The sequence below is a fragment of the Pseudomonas sp. 2822-17 genome (assembly GCF_002742485.1).
GTDB lineage: Bacteria > Pseudomonadota > Gammaproteobacteria > Pseudomonadales > Pseudomonadaceae > Aquipseudomonas > Aquipseudomonas cyclaminis.
In genome coordinates, this window is the sequence record NZ_LJRZ01000361.1 from 37,740 (window position 1) to 64,443 (window position 26,704).

Genomic DNA, 26,704 nt, shown 5'->3' on the forward strand with positions numbered 1-26,704 from the left:
CGCCTGATGTATATATGCTAGAAAATGAAGTCACTAGGCGTGAGTTCCTCTTTCTTCATATTGAGCAGTAAGATTGAGTCATCTGCGTTCAGCGTGATAAGCAGGTCATCACCCACCTCTGCGGACGCATCCAGTACGTCTTCGAAGGTGGCTAAAATGCCCGCAAGGTCGATTTTATCTTGCTCACCCACACTGCCTGAAAAGTCTCCAATGATAGTTTCTCCGCCGCCGCTGCCTTTCCAGAAAATGAAAGTATCAGCGCCCGAGCCACCCCAAAGAATATCGTTACCGTCACCGCCATCAAGGACATCATCCCCTGGGCCGCCAAACAGTACGTCGTTTCCGTCATCGCCGTAGAGATAGTCATTACCCTCCATGCCTTCAATACGATCGTTGCCACTTCCACCAGCCAGTAAGTTGTCGTGGTCGTCGCCGAGGATGATGTCGTCGTATGAGGAGCCTTGGGCGCCACGAATGTTGATCAGGCGGTCGTTGCCACCGCCACCGGACGCTCGTCCTGCCATCAGGTCAATAAATACGGGGCTATCGGGTTTGCTCGGGTCGATCGGGGACCAATAATCGACCATGTTCCGCTCACCAATTCCGATGATGATATCGTCGCCATTGGTAGGGTTTGGCCTAGGAAGAAAGGCAGGGTTGGAGTGGCGATGCAGAGGAGAAAGATAGGTAAGGTAAGGAGGCTCCACCGTTTCGATCTGGCCCGGTGTTGCCCGCCCAGGCTTCAACTCAAGGGTTTGTTCATCTGATGTATTGCCTCCTAGATCTACGACTCTTATTCTCTCTTGATTTTCAGGAAGGTAATAAGGAATAAATGCATTGGTAACCCGGTTGCCAGAGAAAGAGCCCGATTCAGATCGTTTGAAAGTTATGCCCTGTTTAAAGTTGTTTATTGTATTGTTGCTGATGACAATATCTTGGACGCCATCACCGCCTACCCATATGCCGTATGTTGACCTCGATCTGTTTTGCCAGGCGGGAGAGCTGCTGCTTATTTCAAACTCTCGATTGGCTATTCTGTTATTGTCCACGACGCTGCCTTCACCATATCGGGAGAGTGAAATCCCTACGCCCTCACCTATATCCTGAATTCCTTGACCTCTTACTTCCATAATGCTGTTATTTTGAATGAGGATTTCTTTGCCATAAGTTTCGATTCCCATGGCGTATGCATTCTCAATGGTAGTGTCTCCGCCAATGTCTGAAATCACATTGTCAGAAATTACTGAGTTTTCGCCCTCAACCCGTATTCCCCTGAATGTGCTAAAGCGAACATCCATATTATTGACTGAATGATTGCGCCCTTTCAGCGTTGAAGAATCGGCGGCGAGATCGGAAAATCCGGAAAGATAAACGCCGTATTGAAAACCGCGAATCAAGCCGTTTTTTATAGTTATGTTACTTTGGCCGAAGGAAAATATACCAAATCCGATATTGTCACTTTCAGTTGGGCCATTGATTGTATTTTGATTGAGGTCGATGATGACGTTGCTGGCGAGAATTTCAATGCCGTTACGATCACTTTGCAGCGATCGTTCCAGCTTATAGTTTCCTGGCTTACTGATAGTGTAGGGGACGCTTTCAATGAGGGTAATGACGTTGTCTTTTTCTTCGTGTTGGGCAATCACTAGCGTTGGGAAAGCGAAAGCGGTCATTATCGTAATAAATACGAAGGGAACATTTTTTATATTGAGACGGAGCATTATTCAGTTCTTAAAGATGTTGGGGGGAAGTGCAGGTTGGGCATGTTTGGTTTTTTTTAATATTTGTTCGTTTGCCAGAGTCATATATTTTTTATGGTGGGGGCGAAAGAAAGTGTCAATATTTTCTGCAGTGAGTGCATGAATCAGACGGGGAGCATTCAGTAAGCTCAACAGCGCTGATGCGGACGACACGGAAATTATGCCGCACGATTCGAGTACTTGACTTAGGAACTCAATAGGCAAGCAATCCAGGCGGTCAGGAAGCTTTTCTGCTTTATAGTCGTCAAGACGCCGTAATAACTGCGTGACGAATGCAGCAGGCGTTCCCGCATGCCTTTTAATGTAAATTGTCCCACCCGGTACTATGTGCTTTCTGCAGATCTGGACATACAATTCGAGTTCATCCGACTCGACTGTCAGTTTACTGCTCGTGAAATTGCTGAGGATGAGCACCCAAGCGAGTTCCGTTTCCGACCTGGCGCCAATTTCCTGTTCAAGCCGTAGTGCAGGCGTGAAAAACCGCTTCAGCGTAGTGAGAGTCTGTACGAGAATCTCGCTAGGTATGACGGTGTGGTGAGGGTGGGGAAGGGACCGGTCCAGATCATCAAAATCGATCACGGTCAACGCCGTCTCCGCTGCAATCCATTGCGCTGCGATGTTCACGCGGGTGAACCAAAAAAAATTCTTTAGCCCGCGAAGGCTGAAATCAAAGGTCGGGGCAGGGGGCTTTGTAGGCGGATAGAGAAATCCCGGTGAGTCGCCATAACAAATATTTCGTTTTGCCGATAGAGCCTGCATGAATACCTGCGCAGTATGTTCCGAGCTAGCATCGTGCGCGTAATAGAACGCTGCACATTCTCCAGGAACAATGTTCAAATAATCCCTGAGCCACGCTGAGCGTTTTGACAATTTTTGGTACGCTGATAATGGCCCTTTACGCTCTTTTAGTGATGGCAGCATTGCGGTGATGAACGGAAAACCTTTGAGTGCGGCATCAAAGAATTGCCTGCTTTGCGAGTTTGGCGAGTGGTCTGTTACTTGATAGGACCACATCACAAGAGTGGCCGGGCTTTCTATTGCAAGGTTCCTGGCTTCTCTATCGAATCGAAGCGCGCAGAGAGCATGTAAAAGTTGATGTGGAGACGAGATCAAAATCACGTCTTGCCCCTGGAAGACTGGGGAAAGGGTGTGCGTATTGTCAACGACCACTGACTATCGCACCGGACGGTTTACGGGCGTATCAACGTCCCAGGATAGGTGAGGCCGCACCATGCAGTTGGGCCATGCGTTGGGCCAGTTCCCGCGAACCCCGGTCGGCTCACTGTCATCGGCAACCGTAAAGCTGATAACGGCCTGTTTGATGATGCGGTGATCGATTTCAGCGCCAGGCCAAAGGTCGACATCGACACGATAGTCCCCAACATTGAGCAACGGCGACTTCACAGTGCAGCGCTCGATATGTTGGCCCACCGCCCGCACTTCAGTGCCGGTGTACAAATTGTCCATGCTCACCAATACATAATGACCCGCCAGGTCTTTCAGATGAAGATGGACATTGATCGGCCATTTCGCCTCAAGCACTGTGAACTTGACCTCGATAACAAACTCTTCCTTCACATCAAATTCCGGGCTCGGTTTGCCGTTTTGATCAAGCACCATAATCGAGTCGAGTCTTACGCAGTCGTCGAACATCGGTGCGCTGGCCTCTGCCCAAGTGACTGCCGGTGTTAGCTGAATGCCTGAGCGTATATACGAGCGGGTGATGTCTGAAACGCTTTGGGTGGAAAGTAGTTTGTCCTCGACGCTTTTTGGCAGTTCGATCTTGCTGTCGTTGATGATCCGCCCGTGAGCCATATGTACGGCTCTATTGCAAATGCGGTTGACGGCATCCATGTCGTGGCTGACGAACAGCAGTGTGCGTCCCTGGTCCGCAACTTGAAGCATTTTTTCGGTGCAGCGTCTCTGGAACGCGGCATCACCTACGGCCAAAACTTCATCGACGATAAGGATCTCGGATTCGAGGTGGGCTGCCACCGAAAAAGCGAGGCGCACATACATGCCTGAGGAATAGCGTTTCACTGGCGTGTCGATCAGTTCGCCGAGTTCCGAGAATTCGATGATTTCCTCGATGCGGCGACTGATTTCCTGAGGCTTCATGCCCATGATCGAGCCGTTGAGGTAGATGTTTTCGCGGCCGCTTAGATCGCCGTGAAACCCTGTGCCGATTTCCAGCAGGCTGATCAGGCGCCCACGGAAACGAAATCCACCATGCGAGGGTGATGTGATTCTGGATAAGATTTTCAGCAGTGTACTTTTGCCACAGCCGTTGGGACCGATAATCCCGACTCGATCGCCTTGTTTTATCTCCAGGTCCACATCCTTTAGAGACCAGAAGTGGTTGGCGGGCGCATCTTGGGTCTGCATGGCGTCAAGAATAGTGTGCGATTCGTGAGTGGTTTCCACAGGTTTCGCGCTTTTCGACTTTTGCAGCGGGTTAATCACTCGGCCGAGCATCCACCGGATGCGCATATTGATCATTTCGGCAGCTGTAACGTTCGACTTGCCAATCCGGTAAAGTTTGGAAATGTTCTCGCAACGAATTGCCCATGTCATAGGGTATCTACCACATTTTTATCGAAGTGCTGGAATATAAACACGCCAACCGAGAAGCAAGTCACCGCAATGGCAATGAGCGTAAGCAGGGTGGATTGCGCGGGCCAGTGCCCGTGCATGGCGTCACGGTAGCCGGTAATCACCAGAGAGAGCGGATTGACCGCATACCAGGGTTTTGCCCACGGAGGGACGGCCGAGACCGGGTAAATAGCAGGAGTTGAGTAATAAAAAAGTTGTAATGCCAGCGGGACCAAGTGTTTTACGTCACGATACTTGGCATTCAAAGGGGCGAGCATCAGGCCTATGCCGAGGCCCGTCATGAGTGTACAGGCGAGTAGCAACGGCATGATGAGTAGCAATTGAATCGTCCAGACGTCATAGATAATGGCGAAAGGCGTGATCAGTAACGTGTAGGCGATCAGGAAGTCAACTGCCGCGCCTACAGCGTACGCACCGCCAATGAGCAGGCGAGGGAAGTAGACCTTGGTGATCAGGCCGGCGTTGCCTTCGATCATCTGAACCGAGGGATTGAGGACGTTCATGAAGGCGTACCAGGGTATGACCGCCACTAGGTAAAACATAATGGTGGGTAGACCATCAGTCGGCACCTTCACCATGATGCCAAACACGATAACGAATACGCCAACGGTAATGAGCGGGGTCAGAACGACCCAGCCCAATCCGAATATCGTCTGTGTATAACGTCCCTTAAGATCACGCTTGCAGAATACCCACAACAGTAATCGAAAGTCCCATAGGGTTTTGATCAGTCCGCGCAAGTCGAAACGGCGGGAATTATTGACAACCGTTTCCTTGAGATGCGGGCGGATTTTTTCTTCGGTACTCATTAGGGTCAGGTTCTGCTTGGGGGGGGGGAGAGAGGCTGAGCACCGGTCAGTTCGTCGAACAGCTCGATAATTCTCGCCATCGATTTACCGTCATGCAGGCCCCATTCATGAGCGCATTCAACTTGGTTGGCTCGCGCCTCGGCATATGCTTCCTTATTGTCAGTCAATTGCTCCAGGGTCGATTGGAAGACGCTGTAGCGGTTGGTGGTGACAAGGCCTTTCGCGTTATCGAAGTCGGTGTAGCCGTAGTCGTAGCAGTCATAGTTGATGGCTGGAATTCCACACGCTGTCGCCCAGCGCAGAGTTGACGACACGCACGCGACAAACAGATCGCATGCCGGAACGAGTTCAAGTGTGTCTATATCGGTGACCCGATGATGCAGGCGATAAGGTCTGAGGACTTCACTCAAAAGCTCGGGATCGGTAACGGGGTGTGGGCGAATTATCACATTGAAGTCAGTAAAGCGGCTGACACTCGACAGGGCTTTAGCCCAAGCTTTGCAGAGTGCTTTGTAGTCCTTGAACTCCATTGGAATGCTGCGTGAACCGTATTGGTCTGTCGGCCAGGCGCAGACGAGCAAAGGCTTTGTAGGGTCCAGGCGCAGTCTTCGGAAAATTCGCTCTCGGGCGGTTTGCGACTCTCTTGCAGCATGCATGACATCGTCGTATGCCGCCCCTGTCAAGCGCAACTGCTGCTCTGGGAAGCGCATGCGGCGATAGTAACGCTCCATTTCCGGGCTCTCGACGGCGATGCAAGTGACGTTGCTATTGTTGGGGATCCAGGGGTGTTCCGGCGCGAAACCGAAGGCTTCCAGTAAAAATATGCGCTGGCCGGGCAGACGAAGGAGCTTCTTCGAGGCGTAGTAGTTAACCCAGTGTGGAAACAGAAACGCTGCAAGTTTGTTAAGGATATTTCTGTCTGCTTCGTACATCGGTTTGTCGGAGAGGCTTTCAACCATTTCCTTGGCCGTGCCTACGGCGAACGGGACGATCAGTGTTGGGACGTTATCTTTGTTGCAGATCTTCGTCAGCAAGGTATTTACCGACCCCGGGAATTCCTGGCCGAAAACCACCATCGAAGGCTTGAGGGCGTTATACAGCTGGCGTGCGTAATTAAACGGTTGGAAATTTTTGCTGTTGGCTTTTTCCGCACGCTTTTGCTTGGAGCGGGTGGCGAAGTCATGCAGCTTGAAAAAGGGGCTGAGTACTGTTGTCAGAATCAGGCCGGCCCATGTGAATGCTCGACCTTTGGGGGTACCCTTTTGCACCAAGGAGTGAGGGATATAACCATTTTCAAGCTCCTTAGCGATATTTTCATACTTTATCGACAGTAGAGAACGCTTCAACGGACGCCCGGGATAGTAGGCACCGAAGCCGTTCATGCGGCAAAACGCACGATCAGGCTTGAGGTTGATATAGCCCGCTTGAACGAAAAGGAAGCTGACGTCGTAACCAGCCTTCTTGGCAGCTAGCGCTACACGGCGAAGCTCGACGAACTCCCCGGCTTCGTTTACGACAAAAAGCACATTTTTGCCGGGGAGTGGAGAGCCCAATTTCATTCCTCACCTTTTGTTGCGTGCATCGTCCTGACATCTCCGTCGCTAAGCTAATGAAGTCGTTATGTGGTTGAAAAAATAGAGCGGGAGTTCTTCGTCAAAAATTGCGGCGTGCGGGCCTTTAAATGTTCCTTTCGCTCTTTTGCACAATCTCGGTATGCCGACGAAGTCGGATCACTCATGGTGCCCGCCCTCAACACTTTTTTGTTAGGCTGCTATCTACTTAGCGTCCTTGATCGCTGCTGCGGCACGCAATTTTGCGCTCGTTGCCTTTTGGGCTGCGTCTTTCGCAACTTGTGACTGTGGGGCTGCGGCGGAGGCAGCCGAGGCAAGTTGTACGTAGGCGTTAAGCCTTAGCATTGCTGACTCCGGCGAGGACTTTATTTCAGACAGCGCCTTTTCGGAAGCTTGCATTGCAGCGACGGCAACGGTTTCCGGAGACTTCGCGGCCAGTTGTGCAGCACCCTCGGGAGAAGACAGAGAAAGTTCAAGCGCCTGATTTTCAAGGGTTACTGCGGGGGCCGCTTTGGCTGGCCTGCCGAGAGCCTGTGCTTGTTTGTCGGAGGTTTGATCGCATCCGGCAATGCTGCCGACGGTGGCGGTCAGAAGGGTCAGAAGCAAAAGCATTTTTTTCATGGAAAATTCACTGTACTGTTTGGCGTTAGTTTGCAGGCTGCCTGTCGGTTTTTTGCGCAGACCATTCATGTTGTGCTCGTTCGAATTCTTCGATGCGACCAATATCGAGCCAGTACTCACGCAGGGGAAATGCCGCAGTGGCCCTGTTGGCCGCGATCAAGTCCTCGAACATGGTGGGCATATCATAAAAAGTGCTCTCGGGAATCTGGTCGAGCACGGAGGGTGAAATGGCATAGATTCCAGCATTGACATAAAAGCTGTGTATCGGTTTTTCATCAATGCCGGTAATGGCTGTGCCATCGACCTTTACCACCCCGTAGGGCACCTGAAAGTCATACTCGCGTACCGTCATTGTGGCTTCGGCATTGTGGTCTTCATGAAACTGCAGCAAGTCGTCGAAGCGCGCATGAGTCAACAGATCACCATTCATTACCAGAATAGGATGCTCTGGGCGTTTGGACAGCAGCGATAGGGCGCCTGCTGTGCCTAGCCGTTTGTTTTCTTCAAGATAGCGTATTCGCACACCCCATTTGCTGCCATCTCCAAAGTGGTTACGCACCACCTCGGCAAGGTAGTTGACGGAGAGAAAGAAATTGCGGAAACCTTGCTCAATGAAACTCTCCAGAATGCACTCCAAAATGGGCTTTCCGGCAATCATCAGCATCGGTTTTGGGCAGTGCTCGGTCAGAGGGCGTAGCCGCTGTCCCAAGCCTCCAGCCATCAATATCACCCAGTTGGGTCGCTCAAGTATTCCCGTCAGGGCATCAAGTGTGGCTAAACCTACCACACGCTGTTCGTCATCCAGCAATGGCAGATGATGCAGAACGCCTCGGCGCATCAGGTTCAATTGCTCACTACTCGACGATGCAGCGTGGGCAGTCTGTGGCGCGTTATTCATCACCTCGGCAACAGGCGTCTCCAGGTGGACTTCCTTAAGAATTGCCCGGCGCACGTCACCGTCGCTGAGTAGCCCAACCAGCTTTTCGTCATCATCGAGCACCAATGCCATTTGCATTCCACAGGCGTCGATGCGAACAATCGCCTCACGTAACGGGGTGTTCGGCGAGACTACGGTATCTCTCCAATCCTTCACTTTTCGACTTCCTAATCTGACTGGAGTACCTCGGAGCAGAGCGTCCCTGTCTACTGTATCTACATCGCTCCGAATCTTTTGAGTGGCCGATCTGTAGCGCAGTCGCAGCTGTCGAACAGGGGCGAAGTAAGCGTACACGAGAGGTCCGGTAAGTCAATAAGAGTGATCAGTGGCAGACACGGTCGCGTGGAGGGCTGCGAGTATCAATGATTGTTTTTGTGATAAGAGTAGCCTTGGGATGTTTTTCAGCGCTCTTTGAGCTGGTATGCTCCACCGATTAGTGCAGGGATGCATTCTCATCGATTTCTTGCCAAGCGCTTTTCAGGCGACACGCAATAGATTCTGGCAAAGCTTCCTTCACGTAACGCGAGGGAACGCACTCCCTGTTTGAATTTTTATAAAGACCTTTGCTTGACTGCGTGACAGGGCGAGCTGTGGCATCGTAGCTGCTTGAGCTTTGCCTGGCGTACTGATGGCATGAGTTGTGCGGTTCGGTGCAAGATGTTCGCCAGTGGGGCCTTGCCGCACGCGCTGCTAATCGGCGATCTCTAGGGCGTCCGGTGTGGTCACGGGTGAGTGTGTCGCATTTTTTTGAAGCAAGGTCCGTTTCCAGGATTCATGCGTAAGTGGTTTTTTTGTGCCTTGGGCCTTGGAGCTTCAGGGCAAGTACGTTAAGGGCTGAATGATGACTACAGTTTTAGTAACCGGCGCGGATGGGTTCATTGGCTCGCATTTGACCGAGCTCCTCGTGCGTGAGGGTTATAAGGTCAAGGCGTTGTCTCAGTATAATTCTTTCAATTATTGGGGCTGGTTGGAGGATGTCGACTGCCTGTCTCGAATTGAGGTGCTTAATGGCGACGTGCGTGACCCGCACTATTGCAAGCACATCACCAAAGACGTTGACATCGTTTTTCATTTGGCAGCTTTGATTGCGATTCCTTATTCGTATGTCGCACCAGACAGTTATGTAGACACCAATGTCAAAGGTACTTTGAATATTTGCCAGGCTGCATTGGAAAACGGTGTAAAACGCGTTATCCATACATCGACCAGTGAGGTCTACGGTACTGCCCAGTATGTGCCTATCGATGAAAAGCACCCGCTTCAGGCACAATCGCCATACAGCGCTTCAAAAATTGGCGCTGATGCGATGGCAATGAGCTTTTTCAACGCATTCGATCTCCCATTGACCATTGCCCGGCCATTCAACACCTATGGACCCCGCCAGTCTGCTCGGGCAGTTATCCCGACGATTATCAGCCAGATTGCTGCTGGCCAAAAGCAAATCAAGCTGGGTGATGTAACGCCTACTCGCGACTTCAACTACGTCGCTGATACTTGCCGAGGCTTCCTGGAATTGGCCCGTTGCGAGAAAGCGATTGGTGAAACAGTGAACATTGGTTCGAATTTTGAGATTTCGGTGGGTGATACGCTCAATCTTATCCGGGAGTTGATGAATAGCGATGTGGAGTTCCTGGCGGATGACCTGCGCCTGCGTCCCGAAAAGTCCGAAGTTTTCCGCTTGTGGTGTGATAATTCCAAGATTCATGGCCTGACTGGTTTCGAGCCTGAGTATTCGATTCGTCAAGGTTTGGAAAAGACCGTCGAGTGGTTCTCTCAGCCTCAAAATCTCAGCAAATATAAAGCCAATATTTATAACGTTTGAGGCTCGATATGTTTGAAGCCATCGTCCGGTTTGTACGCGATCAATACGGAACAAATGAATTTATTCCGTTGCATGCCCCAGTGTTTTCCGGTAATGAGAAAACCTATGTAGCAGAAACGATCGAATCGACTTTCGTCTCCAGCGTAGGTGCTTTTGTAGACCGTTTCGAGAACGACATGCAGGTTTACACAGGCAGTGAGCGTGCAGTGGCAACCGTGAATGGTACGGCAGCGTTGCACATAGCCCTGCTGTTGGCGGGAGTGAAGCCGGGTGATCTGGTCATTACTCAGTCCCTGACGTTTGTCGCTACATGCAATGCTATTGCCTATTGTGGCGCTCAACCTGTTTTCGTTGATGTCGACCGCGATACATTGGGGCTTTCGCCGTTAGCCTTGGATGCCTGGCTTGAGTCCGAAGCGTTTGTCGACGCTGATGGCGTTTGCCGCCTGCGCAATGACCATCGAGTGATCAGGGTCTGCCTGCCAATGCATACATTTGGCCATCCCGTGGCGCTCGATGCCCTCATGGAAGTCTGTAATCGTTGGGGCTTGGCCCTGGTCGAGGATGCTGCAGAGTCTCTGGGCAGTACTTACAAGGAGCGTCATACCGGAACATTCGGGCTAATTGGCACACTCAGTTTCAATGGCAACAAGATCATTACAACTGGCGGTGGCGGTATGCTGCTCACCAACGAGGTGCTGGGCGCCAAAGCCAAGCATCTGACAACTACTGCCAAACAGCCTCATGCCTACGAATACGTACATGATGAAGTTGGCTATAACTACAGATTGCCTAACCTCAATGCAGCCCTGGGTTGTGCGCAGTTGGAGCAATTGAAGGCGTTCCTCGTATCCAAACGAAAGCTGGCTATGAATTATCAGCATGAGCTGGCGCGAACGGACTTGCAGTTTTTCACCGAGCCGGCGCATGGCAAATCCAACTACTGGTTGAACGCGGTTGTTTGCAACGATAAGGCGCAGCGTGACGCGCTCTTGAAAGCAACCAACGATAGTGGCGTGATGACCCGGCCCATCTGGAAATTGATGAACCACCTGCCGACTTATGAGCACTGCTTGAAGGGTGACCTCACCAACTCGCATTGGTTGGAGGAGCGTATCGTCAACCTGCCAAGCAGTGTGCCGCCTGCGGGGCGCTCATGACGCGTCGCGTCGCCGTATTTACCGGTACTCGGGCTGAGTACGGTCTGCTCTATTGGCTGATGAAATGCATTCAGGCCAGCGACCTGCTGGAGCTGCAAACCATCGTCAGTTGCATGCACCTTTCCCCTGAGTTTGGTGATACTTGGCGACAAATCGAGCAGGATGGGTTTGTCATCGATTCCAAGGTTGAGATGCTTCTATCTTCCAACACCGACGTAGGCGTTGCGAAGTCAATGGGTTTGGGCACCCTGGGATTTGCTGATGCTCTGGACAGGCTGCGTCCAGAGGTGCTTGTGGTACTGGGTGATCGATTCGAGGCGCTGAGTATTGTTCAGGCTGCTTTGGTCATGCGCATTCCGGTTGTTCATCTGCATGGAGGTGAGCTGACTGAAGGCGCCTATGATGACGCCATTCGACATGCGATCACGAAAATGTCATATCTGCATTTCGTGGCAGCTGAGGCCTATCGGCAGCGTGTCATTCAGATGGGTGAAAGTCCCGAGCGGGTTTTCAATGTCGGAGCGGTGGGGCTTGATCACATCAAGCGCACGCCACTGATGACGGCACAAGAGCTAGGCGATAGCCTCCAATTTGCTGTGGATTCGCCGCTCATTTTAGTAACTTATCACCCTGTTACGGCGCTTGAAGAGGACCCGGTGAGGAGTTTTACCGCCTTGTTGCTGGCCTTGGAGGAGTTCGCGGATTATCGCGTCATTCTTACCTATCCGAACGCCGATAATGGCGGTCGCGCGATCATTCCACTACTTGAGCAATTTGCTGCTCGCCACGCTGATCGGGTATTGGCGATCCCTTCATTGGGTTTTCGGCGTTACCTTAGTGTCGTCGCGCGCTCTGCAGCTGTCGTCGGCAACTCTTCCAGTGGGATCATCGAAGTGCCGTCTTTTGGTGTGCCGACCGTCAACATTGGTATGCGTCAGGCCGGTCGGCTTTGCGCCGACTCCGTGCTGGCTTGCCCGGCCGATAAAGATTCTATCGTCGCAACGCTCGCGTTGGCACTTAGTGAGCCTTTCGCCCATTCCTGCCGCGATACAGCCAATCCGTACGGGCAGGGTGAGGTGGCCGAGGCTATTGTGGCCGTTCTTGAAACTTGTGATCTATTGAGTCACAAAAAATTTCATGACTTGAGTTGACGTATGAAACTATCCAAAAAAGATGCTGTGTACGTTATTGCCGAAGCGGGTGTGAACCACAATGGTGAACGCGAGCTGGCTTTCGAACTGGTCGACGTGGCCGCGAGCGCTGGGGCAGATGCGGTAAAGTTCCAGACTTTTGATGCGCGGAAACTGGCTTGCGCAAGTGCACCCAAGGCGTTGTACCAGCAGGAAAATACCGACGCGGCTGAAAGCCAGTTGGCGATGTTGCAAAAGCTAGAGCTGCCTCGCGCGTGGCATGCAGACTTGCAAAGCCATGCGAACGCCCGTGGCATTGAGTTCATTAGCACTGCCTTTGATAGCGATAGCCTGGATTTTCTGTGTTCGCTGGATATTCCATTTTTCAAGGTTCCTTCAGGGGAGTTGACCAACGGGCCGCTACTTTGGCAGTTTGCCAGGACCGGGAAGGCGCTCATCCTGTCGACGGGCATGGCGACACTGAGTGAGGTCGAGCAAGGTCTGGCCATTGTTGCGCACGCATTGTGCAATGAGGCCGAGCCAGCGGATATGGAGGAGGTTTGGCGGTGCTGGAGTGATGATGAGGCAAGCAGCCGATTGGTTGGTCATGTCACGCTGCTGCACTGTACTTCGCAGTATCCTACGCCAATGTCGGAAGTTAACCTTCGGGCCATGGATACATTGAAACAGGCATTCGGACTTGAAGTCGGGTACTCGGACCATACGGAGGGTTTACTCGTACCCGTTGCCGCAGTTGCCCGTGGCGCAACCGTAATCGAAAAACATTTCACGTTGAATCGCTCCATGCCGGGTCCCGATCACAAGGCATCGCTGGAACCCTCTGAACTCGCTGAAATGGTGCGGCAGATAAGGGCGTTGGAACTGGCTCTCGGAAAAGCGGGTAAGTCGCCGCAACCCAGTGAGTGGGATACCCGCAAGGCTGCTCGTCAGCAGGTTGTTGCTGCGCGCGAAATTACTTCTGGGCAGAGACTCTCCCGAGCCGATCTCACTACCGCGCGTTCTGGCAGTGGCTTGGCTGCGATTGAGTTGTGGCAGCGTGTCGGGGTGGTGGCTCCTCGCAACTATCGTGCCGGTGAGATTATCGAATGACTTGGTCAGGTCACGACGCCTTCCAGCTTCCATTTGTCATTCTTGGCGCGGGGGGGCACGCGAAGGTGCTATTGGCACTTCTTCAGTCCGTTGGTGCGGTCGTGGAAGGGGTCTGCGATCCTGTTCTGGCACAGAGCGGTATCGAATTCTGGCGTGGCGTCAGAGTGTTGGGCGGGGATGAGGCGCTTGATGAGCTGGATCCGACACAAGTTGCGCTTGCTAATGGCCTGGGACAAATTGTTGGCAATGATCGTAGGATACAGGTATTTCTGGCGTTGACGGCCAAGGGTTTTCGTTTTCCACCGCTCGTGCATTCGGCTGCGTGGATCGACTCCACTGTGGTGCTTGAGCCGGGCGTTCAAGTCATGGCTGGGGCCGTGATTCAGCCCGATTCAGTCGTTGGAGCCAACACAATAATAAATACCGGGGCCAGAATCGATCACGACTGTATAATCGCAAGCCATGTACATATTGCTCCCGCGGCTGTTCTATGCGGTGGGGTCAGAGTGGCCGCCGGTGCTTTTATAGGCGCGGGGTCAACCACGATACAAGGCCTTAGTATTGGCGAGAGCGCCATCGTGGCAGCGGGAAGTACGTTGGTCAGGGACCTGCAAGCAGGGCATTTGGTGGTGAGTTCTCCAATGCGGATCCATGAGTCTAAATTCAAAGTTCAGCCAAAAAAATCATGAGCTCAGTTGAACAACATCTGTGGGAAAAAGCGCCTGTCAGGCCCTCGCTCGCACCCCATGAGTTGGGCTGCGCGGCGATTTTGTGCCTGACGCATTCCAATGATTTCGCCAGTTTTCAGATTCGGCCAGGTGGAGCGAAAGGAAGAAATATTATCCGACTGAAGATACAAAAAATGCCGGCCTAAATGAATGGCCGAAAAACAGAAGACACGTAAGCGCTGGTATCTGCGTGTGGCCCCGTCGTACTCGATGGATTCGTTTGCTGCGGGTCAGAGCGATATACCAATGTTGTTTGAGCGCGTGCAGCAAGCGGGGTGGTAGCGATTGCAGACCCAACGACTCGCTGTTGGCACGTACAAGTACACTGTTCAATAAATAATTTCGTGATTGGAGATTGGTTTTGAAAATTGCCCCGGGTTCATCTATAGATCTTTCAAGGTTCAGCAAGCCAAAAAGTGAATTGGAAGTTTATTACGGGTTGCCGCGCGACGTTAAGTTCTGCAAGAAGTGCAACATGTCGAACCAGCAGCCGATGTCGAGCAATGAGTACGCGCACAGCCATGGCTCGACCAAGACAACCTTGAGCTTTGACGAAGAGGGTGTATGTCACGCTTGCCGTTTCAACATCCTCAAGGAAGACGGCGAAATCGATTGGGATGAGCGTGAGCGCGAACTCGTCGAGTTGTGCAACCAACATCGCAAGTCCGACGGCACCTATGACTGCATCGTCGGTGGCAGTGGTGGTAAAGACAGCGCGATGCAGTCTCACTTGCTGAAATACAAATACGGCATGAATCCTCTGACCGTGACCTGGTCACCGCATCTGTATACAGATATCGGTTGGAAAAACTTCCAGCAGTGGTTGCATGTCGGTGGCTTCGATAACTATCTGTATACCCCCAATGGCAAGATCCACCGCTTGCTGACCCGCAATGCGACAATCAACCTACTGCACCCTTTTCAGCCATTCATTTTGGGGCAGAAGACGTTCGTTGCCAAAATGGCAGCGCAACTGAATATTCCGTTGATCTTCTACGGGGAGATGCCAGGCGAATACGGCGAAAAGATTTCCCATAAAACCTCAAGCTACGCTGCCGCCAATGAAGTGGCGGAAAGCGAGGGTTTTTCGCTGGATTATTTCGGTGGTAAAGACGTTCGCGATGTTTATCTGGGCGGCAAGAAAATTGGCGAGTACCTGGACGAAGGCGTTCCACTGGTCGATCTGAAAAGTTATCTGCCAATGCCTGCTGAAGTGCTTGAACGTAAGGGTATCGATTTCAAATACCTGGGCTACTACAAGAAGTGGGTACCGCAGGAAGCCTACTACTACGCCGTAGAAAATACCGGCTTTGAAGCCAATCCTGTTCGTACCGAAGGGACGTACTCCAAGTACAACAGCCTTGATGACAAGGTGGATGGTTTCTTCTACTTCACTCGCTGGATCAAATTTGGCGTGGGCCGCTCGATGATGGACTCCGCTCAGGAAATTCGTAACCACCACATCGACAAGGACGAAGCTATCGCCTTGATGCAGCGTTATGAAGGTGAATATCCATCGCGCTACGAAAAGGAATTTCTGGACTACATCAGCATGACCCGTGAAGAATTCCTGGAAACCTGTGACCGTTTCCGTTCTCCGCATCTGTGGCATGTGGTTGATGGCGAGTGGAAGCTGCGTTACACGCCTTGGAATCCTCAGGTCAGCGCTGAATGAGTAACACGCGACTGATTGCCCGCCTTGATGTCAAAGGTGCCAATCTCATTAAAGGTATTCATCTTGAGGGGCTCCGCGTCATCGGCTCCCCTAACGAACATGCTCTGCGCTACTACGAGCAGGGCATTGATGAGTTGATCTATATGGACTGCGTTGCCAGTCTTTATGGGCGCAACAGCCTGAGTGAGTTGATCAAGCAGGCGGCAGAGAATGTTTTCATTCCTCTGACCGTCGGTGGAGGGGTGCGGTCTACTGACGACGTCGCTCATTTGCTCAGATGTGGTGCTGATAAGGTCGCCGTCAATACCGCTGCGGTCAGCAATCCACAGTTGATCACTGAGATCGCTCGACGCTTCGGCAGCCAATGCATGGTTTTGTCTATTGAGGCGAAAAGCGTATCGCCGGAACGTTGGGAAGTGTTCACCGACAATGGTCGTGAAAGCACCGGTATTGACGTCGTCGACTGGGCAAAGAAGGCTGCGGCGCTGGGGGCCGGAGAGATTCTGCTGACCTCTGTCGATCGTGAAGGAACGCGCAAAGGTTTCGATCTGGCGCTTGTTCAGGCGGTGACCGATTCAGTCAATATTCCTGTTATTGCCAGCGGCGGCATGGGCAAAGCCCAGGATGCCGTCGAGGTGGTCAGGGTGGGGGCGGATGCAGTCGCTATGGCTGACATCCTTCACTATAAGCGAGCATCGCTGGCTGACATCCGAACAGAAGCCTCTGCGGGCGGGATCCGGGTTCGAACCTATGAGTAATGTAGTTACTGTTATTGATTATGGCGTCGGTAACCTGTTCAGCGTCCGCCGGGCGCTTGAGCACTGCGGCGCTACCGTAAACTTGGTATCCGATCCCGATGCGTTGCAGAACGCCACTAAGGTTCTATTGCCTGGTGTGGGAGCATTTTCCAACGCGATGACGATGTTGTCTTCGAACGGAATGGATCAGGCAATCAAAGAGTACGCTTCATCAGGTGCGCCACTTTTCGGTATTTGCCTGGGAATGCAGCTGTTGCTGGATTGCAGTCACGAGTTCGGTCTTATCAACGGCTTGGGGTTGATCCCAGGTAAGGTGGAACCCATACCAGCCCTTGATAACAGCGGTGCGCGTCTGAAAATTCCTCATATCGGTTGGTCTAATCTGGTTTGTGCCGCAGGGCGCGCTTCTTGGAATGAAACTTTGCTGGACTCGATAGAGCCGCATAATAGTGCCGTCTATTTTGTGCACTCCTACATGGCTGTGCCCGAGGATAGCGCTCATCGCGTTGCGGATTGCGTGTATGGCGATACTGCCGTGGCGGCTGTCATCGGGCGCGACAATGTGTGGGGGGCTCAATTTCATCCTGAAAAGAGCGGCAAGGTGGGGTTGTCGATGTTGAGCAACTTTGTGGCGTTGAAATGAAAATCCTTGCAATCGTACCCGCAAGGGGCGGATCCAAACGTTTACCCGGAAAGAACATCAAAGTTTTGGGTGACCGACCATTGATTGCATGGACTATTGAAGCTGCGCAGCAAAGTGGTGTTGTCACCGATGTCGTGATCTCAACGGATGATGTGGCGATTGCGGATATTGCTCGTACGTTTGGTGGCAGTGTTCTCAGTATGAGACCTGCGCATTTGGCCACGGACACCGCCGGCAGCTTTGACGTAGTGGTGCAGGTGCTGGATGAATATGAAGCTGTCCATGGGGCCGTGGATGGTGTCATGTTGCTTCAGCCAACCTCTCCCTTTCGTTCGGCAGAGTCCATTCGGCGCGCGGTATTGCAGTATCAGCAGGATGTTTCCTGCGCCGTTGTCAGTGTTACTGCAGTCACCTCTCATCCAGCTTGGTGTTTCAGGTTGGAGGGGAGCACCATGACGCCTTTCCTTGGTTGGGAGCGCCTGTCGACGCGCTCTCAAGACCTGGAACCGGCTTTCACGCTGAACGGTGCCATTTACCTGATCGCACCAAGTGTTCTCCGTGAGCAGAAGCGCTTTGTAGGCCCCGGTACTGTGCCGTTAGTAATGACGGACAGTCGCGAGTCGCTTGATATTGATACCCCCGAGGATTGGGATGTTGCGGTACGTATGCTCAAGCAGGCAGGCATGCGGAACCACACTTCATAAGCCGGTTAAGTCTAAGAAATCCGTCATTGTCATTGGGGTGACGGTATTTTCGTGCGTGCGCGAGGGCGTGCAGGTTATTTGCAAGTGCAATCTGCCGGGCTCGCATAATAGTACGGTAAAAAAGCGTATATCTCTTCATAATAATAAATTCAGAAATGTCTTGATGGTTTTTTGATGAATAATAAAAAAGGAGGCTTTGTGTAAGTAATAGATTGACCATTCGTCAGTCTGCTATGCTCAATACGATACGTGCGTTTGCCGCTTTTGTAGTTCTGGTAGGGCATACGTTTTCGTTGGTAGTTCTTGGCAGCTGGTTCGCTAAGGTAATGCCATTTCAAAGTTTGGCGGCAGTTGTGTTTTTCTGGCTTTCAGGATTTCTAATTGGCGTCGATCATTTCGTGGCACCTCGACAGGATATGTAATGAAGCTGATTCATATTGGCCTCCCCAAGTCAGCGTCAACCTATATACAGGCCGCAGCACAGCAACGAGGTGATGTGCAGGTGCTGCAATGGCACAATTACGCACAGAACATTGTCCACGCAGCTTCGCTGGAAGTTTATCTTTGCGGGCCGGGGGATTCGAGTATAGCGCCACACCAACTACGGACTGACGCGCCTGTTTTCGTGAGCAGTGAAGAACTCTGCGGCTGGGCTCCGAGACCGGTAACGACACGTGAAATCCAAGCGTACCAAAGCCTGGTAGCTGCGGCGTTGAAGCATGAGTTGCCCGACGCTAAAGTGCTGATTGTTACGCGAAGCCCCCTGTCGTTTGTGGACAGCTACTACAATCAGGCGGTAAAAGAGGGGGCCTCTGAAAACCCGGGTGTATTTGCCGAACGCTGGCATGCCATGTTGCTCGAATTATTGAATTACACGAGGCTTTATGATCTTTACGCTTCCCAATTTGGCGCCTCAAATGTCCTGGTGATTCCCGTAGAGTTATTACGCGACCAACCCGATCGTTTCTACGACATGATTGAGGGCCACGCAGGCTTTACCTTGAGGCCCCGCTCCCCAGAAAGCATTCAACATAACCGTTCTCTGGCCGGCCATGAACTTCAGGCCATGCGAGTGTTGAATCGAATTGTAAAAGTACTTTCAGCAGATCAACAGGGAAAACCCGAGCAGTTCCTGCTTCCTCACTTGAACTCGATAAAGCGTAGTTTTCTGTCGTACTACATTGAGAACGACCCCGACTCCACGAGGCGGAGCCGACGATTGCTTCGCGCCGTAGGGGTTAGCGTTGATAGACGCCAGGTCTCCACGGTATTCCTCGAGAAATGGCGTGAGGAAATCATTTACGGTTTGAGCGGATTGGGACGATACTCTTTTCCGAGCGAATATTTATCCACTTACCTGGCAGAAGTGGGTGGATGATCGCCTCACAAGCTCTTCACGACCGATGTGCGCTGGGCTATTTTCCACAACCGAACGATGTTGAGCAGTACGCTTGGCGAGTTCTAATTCGTGCGTTGGGAGACGCGGGATCACTCTTATGAAGTTGCCTGTCGATACCTCTACCCTTACGCCTGTCAGTCACCACGTTACTCAGGCTGATCGCGCCCATTACATGGGGGCACAAGGCGCTGTGATTTGGTTTACGGGCCTTTCTGCGTCCGGAAAGTCGAGTTTGGCGATGGCCTTGGAGGCGCATATGCTCAGGTCTGGCTATGCTTGCTACACGCTGGATGGAGACAATGTTCGCCGAGGACTTAACGCCAATCTTGGATTTTCGGAAGACGATAGAACAGAGAACATCCGGCGGGTCAGTGAGGTGGCGGCACTGTTTGCTGATGCGGGCATCATTTGCATCACGGCGTTTATCTCCCCCTATCGCGAGGGGCGCGCTCGTGCTCGTGCCGCAGCCAGTAACACGTCTTTCCACGAAATTTATATTGCGGCGGACCTTGCAACGTGTGAGATACGTGACCCCAAGGGCTTGTATCGCAAGGCCCGGGCCCGAGAAATTCTCGACTTCACGGGTATAGATTCACCGTACCAGCACCCCTTGAACCCCGATTTGGTCATCGATACGGCTAACCAGACGTTCGAGCAAAGCCTGAGCCAACTGGTTGATTACGTCGCTGAGCATATTCCTGCGAAAACTGATCGGTGACCTACGATATTCTGGCCGAAGATTTATTTTGAGTTTTTACTCGCCGTCCATAGCAGGGAACTAAACCCACCGCCAGTCCAACGATAACGATCGCGATCGAGATCAGGTTCGGCGTGGAAATACGCTCACCGAGGATCAGCATTGAACTGCTGATCCCGAACATCGGAATCAGCAACGACAGCGGCGCCACTGTGGACACTGGGTACCGTTTGAGCAGCGAGTTCCAGCCCCAGTATGCAAAGTGCGTGGCCAGGTACACCTGGAACAGGATAGACAGCATCGCCGTCAGGTCGAGGCTGCTTTGTAAGTCTTCGAAGGGCGCACTGCGGTGCATCAGCCAGGCCGTGAGAAACAACGGGATCGGCGGAAACAGGCTGGCCCACACCATGAACGCGAAGATCTCCTTGACCCCGGACTTCTTGATGATGACGTTGCCCATGCTCCAGGCCAGCGCGCTCAGTACGATCAACATCACACCCAGGACGGCGTGATGGCCTTCCTGGGTGCAAATGATGCCCGCCAGGCCGCTGAGTGCCAGCAAGGCGCCGACGATCTGTGCCTTGCGGACTCTCTCCCTGGACAGCACAAGGCCCCAGCCCATGGTGAAGAACACGCTGAGTTGAATGATCAATGAAGCGATACCAGGGCTTACACCGATCTGAATTCCGTAATTGATTACGCCCCACATGCCCAGCCCGAAGATAAAGCCCTAGGCGGCCACGTAGCCGAAGTTGACGGCAGGGCGCTTGATGAAAAACACCAGTGGCAGGGCGGCCAAAGTAAAGCGGATGCAGGTCAGCACAAAAGGGTCGACCGAGCGCAGGCCCAGTTGGGTGACGGGGAAGTTGACCCCCCACATCAGAGTGACGAGCACGGCCAGTGCCAGGTGTTTTTTCTGCATGGAATGTTCCCCGGGTCATTACCCTTCTTTGAGGCCGTTTATGTTAGGGCGGTCGCGGTTGGCCCGCTTGCTATGTCAGGTCATCTTTTGACAGAATCGGGCCATGATTCCAGACTTTGATTCAACCAGTCCTGATGCCGTGGTAACGCTGCGCGAATACCCCAATGGCACCGTCTTTGAGCGGCACACCCATTCACGCGGGCAGTTCGCCTATGCCTCTGCGGGTGCGCTGAAAATGTTCACCGACCTCGGCAATTGGGTAGTGCCGCCCCAGCGGGCGATTTGGGTGCCCGGTGGTGTGCCCCATGAAATGCAGATGCGCGGGGAGGTGGTGATGCTCAACACCTACTTGAACGCCAATGCCGTCAGGCGCGCACGGTTGCAGGCGCGCTGCCAGGTGTTTGAAGTGTCGCCTTTGCTCAGGCATTTGCTGGAGGCCGCGCTGGCTATTGAGCCCTCGGCGCCGCTCAGTGAGAGGCATCGCTGCGTGCTGACGCTGTTGATTGATGAAATCGGCGCCATGCCGCAATTGCCCCTCAGCGCGCCATTGCCTGGCGAGCCACGGCTGGCGCGGGCCTGTCAGCGTTTTCTGGGTGCGCCCACGCAAAAAATCACCCTCGACGAGATGGCGCTGTGGTCGAATATGAGCCGACGCACCTTCACCCGCCATTTCCAGGAAAGCACGGGAATGACGTTTGTGTCCTGGCGTCAGCAGGTTTGCCTGCTGGAGGCCACTGCGCGGTTGAGCCATGGCGCTTCCATCACCGAGGTGGCGCTCGGGTTGGGTTTCAGCAGTTCCAGTGCGTTCACGTCGGTGTTCCGGCGCAACCTGGGGGACTCTCCGGCGCTCTACCTGGCTAAATCAAGGGCCGGGGCGCAGTTCTGAGGCCTTTGCTGTTGCCACGTCGGTCAGGATTCACCTCCCTGCGGTCCTCGCTTTGTTACTATCGCCCACCCTTGTCACCAGGAGTCACCGCCCCATGCAACACCAGTGGGATGAAATGCACCGCACCCGCAAGCCCACGTTCGTAATGTGCGGCGAGCCTCAGGGGGATGTGCTCAATCTCTATGTTCACGGGTATTCGGCGTTCTTCAATCGGCAACAACTGGGCAATTTCAAGGCGCAGCTGGCGGGTATCGAAGGCTCTACCAACCTGATGCTGTTCTGGCCGGCGGGGCACTTCCTGGAAAACCTGTTCGCGCCCGTCAAGGACGTGATCGGCGCGGTGCTCGGCGGCGGCAGCGTCGGTGCGGCGACTGTTGGCGTCGGCAAGGCGATTGCCTATTTCCTCGATCACTACAAAAGTGTCGAGGCGCGGGTAGACGAAGTGGCCAAGAGTTTGCTGCCGGAGCTGGCGGCCTACCTGCACGCTGAGTCGCTGGACGTGCGGCGTATCAACCTGATCGGCCATTCCCTGGGCGCGCGGATTCTGGTCAAGAGCCTGCTGGCCAGCCCTGAAACCGCGCGGGAACTGCCGTTGGACAATCTGCTGTTGATGGGCGGCGCGATCTGCACGTCGAGCCCGTGGGGTGAGGTGTCGGCGCCGCTCAAGGGACGCCTGATCAACTGCCACTCCAGCAAGGACTGGGCGCTGGCCATGAAGCCGGATACGGAGCGCTGCATTGGTCGTTACGCGATTGCGGTCACGCCGGCGCTCAAGGCCAAGGTCACCAATGTGCACCTCGCAACATTCGACCACGCCGCTTATTGGCCGCAGTTGCAGACGGTGGTGCAGTACACCGATCTGTTGCACGAACGGCGCGGCATGATCCGCTCCGACCAGCGCAGCAGCGAGGCGCGCTTTGCCGAGGAAGATGCGGAGCTGTTCCCGGTGCTGCTGCAGGCGCGACCGGAGGAGTTGAAGTTCCTCGCCGAATTGATGGCGCAAAAGCGCAGTGCATCGATTGATGCTTCGGTGCGCGAGCCGCTCAAGCTGGCTATCGAGTTGCAGTGCATGGGCGGCGATAGCTTTATGAACCTGGCCCGTGGGCATGGCGTGAGTTATCGCCAGATCGCCGAAGATGTGGCGCAACGCCTCGGGATCAAGTTTGACGAGCCGCTCGAATCCGTGGTGCTGGCAGACATCGAAACCCAGGTCGCGCAAAAGTTGATCGAGCAGTACAAGGACAAGCTCAGTAACGCCGACCGGCAGGTGTTCGACGCCGAGCTCAAGGCAGCCGCGCAGAAAGAACAGGGGCTGTTCAAGCGTTTCGATGTGGGGCGCTCGGCCACCACGGCCTTGAGCGGTACAGCGCTGGCGGGCCTGACCGGGTTTATCTTGCGTCGTGGTGCGGCCACGGCGATTCCGGTAGTGGGGCAGGCACTGGCGGCAGCGATGCTGCTGGTGAGTGGGGTGCGGGCGTTTTCCGGGCCAGCGTATTCGATCACCACCCTGGCGGTGCTGGTGATCGGTGTGATTCGCCAGCGCATGGAACGAGAGGCGCTGAACCAGGAGATGGACCTGGTGGTGCAGGTGGTGGAGGCGTTTGACCTGCCGCGGGACACGGTGATGCGCACGGTCGCGTCCGACTGATAAGCTGCGCGCTGTCGAGTGTATTTGCCTGGGATACCGCGTGAAATTCAGCCTGCCGAAAATTGCTACCGCCCCGTTCTGCCCGCCAGAAGTGGCTGGCTCCGTCGCCGTTGACCCCAAGGCTTCGTTTTTCAAACGCGCCCTCATGTTTGCCGGCCCCGGCCTGCTGATCTCCATCGGCTACATGGATCCCGGCAACTGGGCAACGGCCATCGAGGCCGGTTCGCGCTATGGCTACAGCCTGTTGTTTGTGGTGTTGTTGGCCAGCCTGGCGGGAATGGCGGTGCAGTGCCTGTGCTCGCGACTGGGCATCGCCACTGGCAAGGACCTGGCGCAACTGTGCCGTGAGCGCTACAGCAAACGTTCCGCCCGCACCCAATGGGCGCTGGCGGAAATCTCCATCATCGCCACCGACCTGGCCGAAGTGCTCGGCTGTGCCCTGGCGTTCCACCTGTTGCTGGGCGTTTCCCTGACCACCGGCATTGTGATCACGGCCTTTGATACGCTCCTGATCCTGGCCCTGCAAAACCGGGGCTTCCGCCGTCTCGAAGCGATCATGCTGGCGCTGGTGGCGACCATCGGCGTGTGTTTCTTTATCGAACTGGTACTGATCAAACCGTATTGGCCGGACGTATTCAGCGGCTTCACACCGTCGTTGTCGGCCATCAGCGATGCCGCGCCGCTGTACCTGGCCATCGGCATCCTGGGCGCCACGGTGATGCCCCATAACCTCTACCTGCACAGCTCAATCGTGCAGACCCGGTTGATCGGCAAAGACCTGGCCAGCAAACAGGACGCGGTCAAGCTGGCGCGCATCGACACCATCGGCTCCCTGGCCCTGGCCTTGCTGGTCAATGCTGCGATCCTGGTACTCGCCGCCGCCGCGTTCCACAAGACCGGCCATACCGATGTGGTGGAAATCCAGGATGCCTACCACCTGCTGGACCCGCTGGTAGGTGGCGCGTTCGCCAGTATCCTGTTCGGGGTTGCCTTGCTCGCGTCCGGGCAAAGCTCGACCTTTACCGGCACCATCGCCGGGCAAGTGATCATGGAAGGCTACCTGAACCTGCGCATTCCCTGCTGGCAGCGGCGGCTGATTACCCGTGGGCTGGCGCTGATCCCGGCGTTCCTCGGGGTCTGGCTGATGGGCGACGATGCCATCGGCAAATTGCTGATCCTGAGCCAGGTGGTGCTGAGCCTGCAATTGCCGTTTGCGCTGTATCCGCTGATTCGCATGACCGGCGACAAGCAACTGATGGGGCCGTTTGTGAACAGCCTGCCGACACGGGTGCTGGTGTGGTTTCTGTTTGCGGTGATCAGTGGTGCGAACGCATGGTTGATTGGGCAGTGGGTGTTTTGAATTGACCGTACGAGCGGCTTTGGTGGCTTACACCTGAATCGCCAGGGGCGTGTACTGGGCGAGGGCGCTGACGTAAATCTCTGCTGCATTCTCAATCAGTTTCCGGGCTTTGCTGGATAGCCTGGGGTCATCCGCCAGTGCCCACAGCAGAATAAAATAATGGCCCGTAAAATCAGAAACACCCCACCTCGTTAAATAGGAAAAATCCTCAACGATCCCAATAAGGCACGGCGCCGAAGCACTCCACAAAGTAATCAATCACCGTCCTCACCTTCAGCGACAGGCGCCGACTCCCCGGCCACAACGCCGCAATCTGCTGCGGCTCCAGCGTGGTCGCTACCTCGTATTCCGTCAGCACTGCCTGCAAGGTGCCAGCGCGCAGGCTTTCGCCGATCAGCCAGGACGGAAACACCACCAGCCCCAAGCCTTGCTCGGCAGCGTGGGTGAGGGTATCGGCGTGGTTGCCGGTGATCGGGCCTTTGACGCTGTAGGGCGTCCAGTCGCCCTGGTCACGACGGAAGAACCAGCGTTGTTGGCCGGTGACGCCCTTGTAGGCCAGGCATTGGTGGTTGATCAGTTCGTCGGGGTGCACGGGCGTGCCGTGCTTTGCCAGGTAAGCCGGGCTGGCCGCGATGCGAAAGCGCTGGGGCGCGAAGATGCGGGCCTGCATGCCGGAGTCGTTGAGCACGCCGATGCGAAACAGCAGGTCGGTGCCATCTTGCAGCGGGTCGACGTAGGTGTCGGTTTGCTGGATGTCCAGTTGCAGCTTGGGGTAGCGGCGGCACAACTCACCCAGCCAGGGGGAGAGGTGACGCTGGCCGAACACCATCGGTGCATTGATCCGCACCAGGCCGCTGGGCTCACTTTCCTGTTCCTGCAGGGCCTGGCCGGCGGACTCCAGCTGTTCGAGCATCAGGCGCGCGTGCCGCCCGAGCAGACGCCCAGCCTCGGTGGGGCTGACAGCACGGGTGTGCCGATACAGCAACTGTTGCCCCAGGGCCTGTTCCATCAGCTGGATCTGGCGGGAGATCGAGGAGGGCGCCAGGCCTTCGCGGCGCGCCACTTCAGAGAAGCTGCCGTGGTCCAGCACCGCGACGAACAGGCGGAGCGCCTTGAAACTCAATTCATTCAAACCCTGCATCTTGGCTCCAGGCTGTGCGTTTTACGCAAAGGTGTTGTTGGCATGCTCCCATTTATCGCACAGGGCGGCCACTGGATAATGCGCGCCATTAATCCATTTGTTGATGCGCAGGTGATGTATGCAGGCCAGTTCTATCGAGGGTGCGGCGAACGCCACGCCGAAAAAAAACCTTCTGCGGTTGCTGCTGTTGCCGCTGGTGATCCTTGCCGGTATGGGCTTGTCGGTGGAGGCCGGTTTGCTCGGCCCGTTGGGTGTGCAGGTGGGGCATCTGTGGGCGACCTTGAGCATCTTTGGCGTGGGTTCGGCGATTCTGTTCCTGCTGCTGCTGTTCAGCGGCCCGCAAAAAGGCCCTGCGCTCACTGACTTGCCGCGCTGGCAGTTGATCGGTGGCTTCCTGGGACCGATGTACGTGGTGGTGCTGACCCTGGCCACGCCGCACATCGGCATTGCGATGACCATGATCGCGATACTGTCCGGTCAGGTGGGCAAAAGCGTGTTGATCGACCACTTCGGCTGGTTTGGCACAGCGCGCAAGCGGGTCAATGGTGAGCGCTGGATCGCATTGGCGCTGATTGTGGTGGCACTTGTTCTGATTGCACGAGGTTAAGAC

At 54.3% G+C, this 26,704-nt stretch carries 23 protein-coding genes and 2 pseudogenes; 15 read left to right on the forward strand and 10 right to left on the reverse strand.

Annotated elements, in window-relative coordinates; all coding sequences use genetic code 11:
- Positions 1–17 precede the first annotated feature (17 nt).
- The 7 genes from AOA60_RS09425 to AOA60_RS09455 form a co-directional block, all read right to left on the reverse strand.
- A complete protein-coding gene (locus tag AOA60_RS09425) occupies positions 18–1,721 on the reverse strand; it encodes a hypothetical protein (protein WP_099584188.1) in 1,704 nt (567 codons plus the stop codon).
- 3 nt (positions 1,722–1,724) lie between these two features.
- The gene (locus tag AOA60_RS09430) at positions 1,725–2,879 is read right to left on the reverse strand and encodes a hypothetical protein (RefSeq protein WP_143522412.1); all 1,155 of its coding nucleotides are present in this window, start codon (positions 2,877–2,879) and stop codon (positions 1,725–1,727) included.
- 54 nt (positions 2,880–2,933) lie between these two features.
- A complete protein-coding gene (locus tag AOA60_RS09435; protein WP_099584190.1) occupies positions 2,934–4,334 on the reverse strand; it encodes an ABC transporter ATP-binding protein in 1,401 nt (466 codons plus the stop codon).
- On the reverse strand, positions 4,331–5,182 hold the full coding sequence (locus AOA60_RS09440) for an ABC transporter permease (protein ID WP_099584191.1): 852 nt from the start codon (positions 5,180–5,182) through the stop codon (positions 4,331–4,333). Before AOA60_RS09440 ends, AOA60_RS09435 begins: the two co-directional genes overlap by 4 nt.
- Positions 5,183–5,187: 5 nt before the next feature.
- On the reverse strand, positions 5,188–6,741 hold the full coding sequence (locus AOA60_RS09445) for a hypothetical protein (RefSeq protein ID WP_099584192.1): 1,554 nt from the start codon (positions 6,739–6,741) through the stop codon (positions 5,188–5,190).
- 216 nt (positions 6,742–6,957) lie between these two features.
- Positions 6,958–7,443 (reverse strand): hypothetical protein, encoded by a 486-nt coding sequence (locus AOA60_RS09450; RefSeq protein WP_143522413.1) that lies wholly within the window; start codon positions 7,441–7,443, stop codon positions 6,958–6,960.
- On the reverse strand, positions 7,400–8,467 hold the full coding sequence (locus AOA60_RS09455; protein ID WP_099584194.1) for a nucleotidyltransferase family protein: 1,068 nt from the start codon (positions 8,465–8,467) through the stop codon (positions 7,400–7,402). Before AOA60_RS09455 ends, AOA60_RS09450 begins: the two co-directional genes overlap by 44 nt.
- A gap of 685 nt (positions 8,468–9,152) precedes the next feature.
- Between AOA60_RS09455 and AOA60_RS09460 the strand changes: the two genes are divergently transcribed.
- The 11 genes from AOA60_RS09460 (at position 9,153) to cysC (ending at position 20,158) form a co-directional block, all read left to right on the forward strand.
- Positions 9,153–10,133, forward strand: a complete 981-nt coding sequence (locus AOA60_RS09460) for an NAD-dependent 4,6-dehydratase LegB (protein ID WP_099584244.1) — start codon at positions 9,153–9,155, stop codon at positions 10,131–10,133.
- An 8-nt stretch (positions 10,134–10,141) separates the two neighbouring features.
- Positions 10,142–11,293, forward strand: coding sequence for a LegC family aminotransferase (locus AOA60_RS09465; RefSeq protein ID WP_099584195.1), 1,152 nt, complete (start codon positions 10,142–10,144; stop codon positions 11,291–11,293).
- Positions 11,290–12,444 carry a UDP-N-acetylglucosamine 2-epimerase gene (neuC, locus tag AOA60_RS09470; RefSeq protein WP_099584196.1) on the forward strand — a complete coding sequence of 385 codons (1,155 nt, stop codon included), beginning with the start codon at positions 11,290–11,292 and terminating at the stop codon, positions 12,442–12,444. The genes AOA60_RS09465 and neuC overlap by 4 nt, the downstream gene beginning before the upstream one ends.
- Before the next feature lie 3 nt (positions 12,445–12,447).
- Positions 12,448–13,533 (forward strand): N-acetylneuraminate synthase, encoded by a 1,086-nt coding sequence (neuB, locus tag AOA60_RS09475; RefSeq protein WP_099584197.1) that lies wholly within the window; start codon positions 12,448–12,450, stop codon positions 13,531–13,533.
- Positions 13,530–14,222, forward strand: a complete 693-nt coding sequence (locus AOA60_RS09480) for an acetyltransferase (protein ID WP_099584198.1) — start codon at positions 13,530–13,532, stop codon at positions 14,220–14,222. The genes neuB and AOA60_RS09480 overlap by 4 nt, the downstream gene beginning before the upstream one ends.
- 460 nt (positions 14,223–14,682) lie before the next feature.
- Positions 14,683–15,936 carry an N-acetyl sugar amidotransferase gene (locus AOA60_RS09485; protein WP_256592820.1) on the forward strand — a complete coding sequence of 418 codons (1,254 nt, stop codon included), beginning with the start codon at positions 14,683–14,685 and terminating at the stop codon, positions 15,934–15,936.
- Complete coding sequence (gene hisF / locus AOA60_RS09490) at positions 15,933–16,694, forward strand: imidazole glycerol phosphate synthase subunit HisF (protein WP_099584200.1); 762 nt, start codon at positions 15,933–15,935, stop codon at positions 16,692–16,694. The genes AOA60_RS09485 and hisF overlap by 4 nt, the downstream gene beginning before the upstream one ends.
- A complete protein-coding gene (gene hisH / locus AOA60_RS09495) occupies positions 16,687–17,337 on the forward strand; it encodes an imidazole glycerol phosphate synthase subunit HisH (protein WP_099584201.1) in 651 nt (216 codons plus the stop codon). The genes hisF and hisH overlap by 8 nt, the downstream gene beginning before the upstream one ends.
- The gene (locus tag AOA60_RS09500; protein WP_099584202.1) at positions 17,334–18,041 is read left to right on the forward strand and encodes an acylneuraminate cytidylyltransferase family protein; all 708 of its coding nucleotides are present in this window, start codon (positions 17,334–17,336) and stop codon (positions 18,039–18,041) included. Before hisH ends, AOA60_RS09500 begins: the two co-directional genes overlap by 4 nt.
- Before the next feature lie 421 nt (positions 18,042–18,462).
- Entirely contained in the window at positions 18,463–19,419 is a 957-nt protein-coding gene (locus AOA60_RS09505; RefSeq protein ID WP_099584203.1) for a hypothetical protein, read from the forward strand.
- Between the two features lie 118 nt (positions 19,420–19,537).
- On the forward strand, positions 19,538–20,158 hold the full coding sequence (cysC, locus tag AOA60_RS09510) for an adenylyl-sulfate kinase (protein WP_099584204.1): 621 nt from the start codon (positions 19,538–19,540) through the stop codon (positions 20,156–20,158).
- A gap of 1 nt (position 20,159) precedes the next feature.
- Here cysC and AOA60_RS09515 read toward each other — a convergent pair.
- Positions 20,160–21,059 (reverse strand): annotated as a pseudogene (locus AOA60_RS09515) (EamA family transporter).
- Positions 21,060–21,162: 103 nt separating this feature from the next.
- Here AOA60_RS09515 and AOA60_RS09520 point away from each other — a divergent pair.
- The 3 genes from AOA60_RS09520 (at position 21,163) to AOA60_RS09530 (ending at position 24,953) form a co-directional block, all read left to right on the forward strand.
- On the forward strand, positions 21,163–21,945 hold the full coding sequence (locus tag AOA60_RS09520; RefSeq protein ID WP_099584205.1) for a helix-turn-helix domain-containing protein: 783 nt from the start codon (positions 21,163–21,165) through the stop codon (positions 21,943–21,945).
- Positions 21,946–22,039: 94 nt separating this feature from the next.
- Positions 22,040–23,593, forward strand: coding sequence for a DUF726 domain-containing protein (locus AOA60_RS09525; RefSeq protein WP_099584206.1), 1,554 nt, complete (start codon positions 22,040–22,042; stop codon positions 23,591–23,593).
- 40 nt (positions 23,594–23,633) lie between these two features.
- Positions 23,634–24,953, forward strand: coding sequence for an Nramp family divalent metal transporter (locus tag AOA60_RS09530; RefSeq protein ID WP_099584207.1), 1,320 nt, complete (start codon positions 23,634–23,636; stop codon positions 24,951–24,953).
- A 30-nt stretch (positions 24,954–24,983) separates the two neighbouring features.
- Here the strand turns inward: AOA60_RS09530 and AOA60_RS33845 are convergent.
- Positions 24,984–25,106 (reverse strand): annotated as a pseudogene (locus tag AOA60_RS33845) (PIN domain nuclease); the annotation flags it as partial.
- Between the two features lie 55 nt (positions 25,107–25,161).
- Complete coding sequence (locus AOA60_RS09540) at positions 25,162–26,094, reverse strand: LysR family transcriptional regulator (protein WP_099584208.1); 933 nt, start codon at positions 26,092–26,094, stop codon at positions 25,162–25,164.
- A gap of 118 nt (positions 26,095–26,212) precedes the next feature.
- Between AOA60_RS09540 and AOA60_RS09545 the strand changes: the two genes are divergently transcribed.
- Positions 26,213–26,701 carry a DMT family transporter gene (locus AOA60_RS09545; protein ID WP_099584209.1) on the forward strand — a complete coding sequence of 163 codons (489 nt, stop codon included), beginning with the start codon at positions 26,213–26,215 and terminating at the stop codon, positions 26,699–26,701.
- Positions 26,702–26,704 lie beyond the last annotated feature (3 nt).

Coding starts and splice junctions, on each gene's coding strand:
- AOA60_RS09425 (WP_099584188.1), bottom strand. CDS start 1,721: ATGCTCCGTCTCAATATAAAAAATGTTCCCTTCGTATTTATTACGATA.
- AOA60_RS09435 (WP_099584190.1), bottom strand. CDS start 4,334: ATGACATGGGCAATTCGTTGCGAGAACATTTCCAAACTTTACCGGATT.
- AOA60_RS09440 (WP_099584191.1), bottom strand. CDS start 5,182: ATGAGTACCGAAGAAAAAATCCGCCCGCATCTCAAGGAAACGGTTGTC.
- AOA60_RS09445 (WP_099584192.1), bottom strand. CDS start 6,741: ATGAAATTGGGCTCTCCACTCCCCGGCAAAAATGTGCTTTTTGTCGTA.
- AOA60_RS09450 (WP_143522413.1), bottom strand. CDS start 7,443: ATGAATGGTCTGCGCAAAAAACCGACAGGCAGCCTGCAAACTAACGCC.
- AOA60_RS09460 (WP_099584244.1), top strand. CDS start 9,153: ATGACTACAGTTTTAGTAACCGGCGCGGATGGGTTCATTGGCTCGCAT.
- AOA60_RS09465 (WP_099584195.1), top strand. CDS start 10,142: ATGTTTGAAGCCATCGTCCGGTTTGTACGCGATCAATACGGAACAAAT.
- neuC (WP_099584196.1), top strand. CDS start 11,290: ATGACGCGTCGCGTCGCCGTATTTACCGGTACTCGGGCTGAGTACGGT.
- neuB (WP_099584197.1), top strand. CDS start 12,448: ATGAAACTATCCAAAAAAGATGCTGTGTACGTTATTGCCGAAGCGGGT.
- AOA60_RS09480 (WP_099584198.1), top strand. CDS start 13,530: ATGACTTGGTCAGGTCACGACGCCTTCCAGCTTCCATTTGTCATTCTT.
- hisF (WP_099584200.1), top strand. CDS start 15,933: ATGAGTAACACGCGACTGATTGCCCGCCTTGATGTCAAAGGTGCCAAT.
- hisH (WP_099584201.1), top strand. CDS start 16,687: ATGAGTAATGTAGTTACTGTTATTGATTATGGCGTCGGTAACCTGTTC.
- AOA60_RS09500 (WP_099584202.1), top strand. CDS start 17,334: ATGAAAATCCTTGCAATCGTACCCGCAAGGGGCGGATCCAAACGTTTA.
- AOA60_RS09505 (WP_099584203.1), top strand. CDS start 18,463: ATGAAGCTGATTCATATTGGCCTCCCCAAGTCAGCGTCAACCTATATA.
- cysC (WP_099584204.1), top strand. CDS start 19,538: ATGAAGTTGCCTGTCGATACCTCTACCCTTACGCCTGTCAGTCACCAC.
- AOA60_RS09520 (WP_099584205.1), top strand. CDS start 21,163: ATGATTCCAGACTTTGATTCAACCAGTCCTGATGCCGTGGTAACGCTG.
- AOA60_RS09525 (WP_099584206.1), top strand. CDS start 22,040: ATGCAACACCAGTGGGATGAAATGCACCGCACCCGCAAGCCCACGTTC.
- AOA60_RS09540 (WP_099584208.1), bottom strand. CDS start 26,094: ATGCAGGGTTTGAATGAATTGAGTTTCAAGGCGCTCCGCCTGTTCGTC.
- AOA60_RS09545 (WP_099584209.1), top strand. CDS start 26,213: ATGCAGGCCAGTTCTATCGAGGGTGCGGCGAACGCCACGCCGAAAAAA.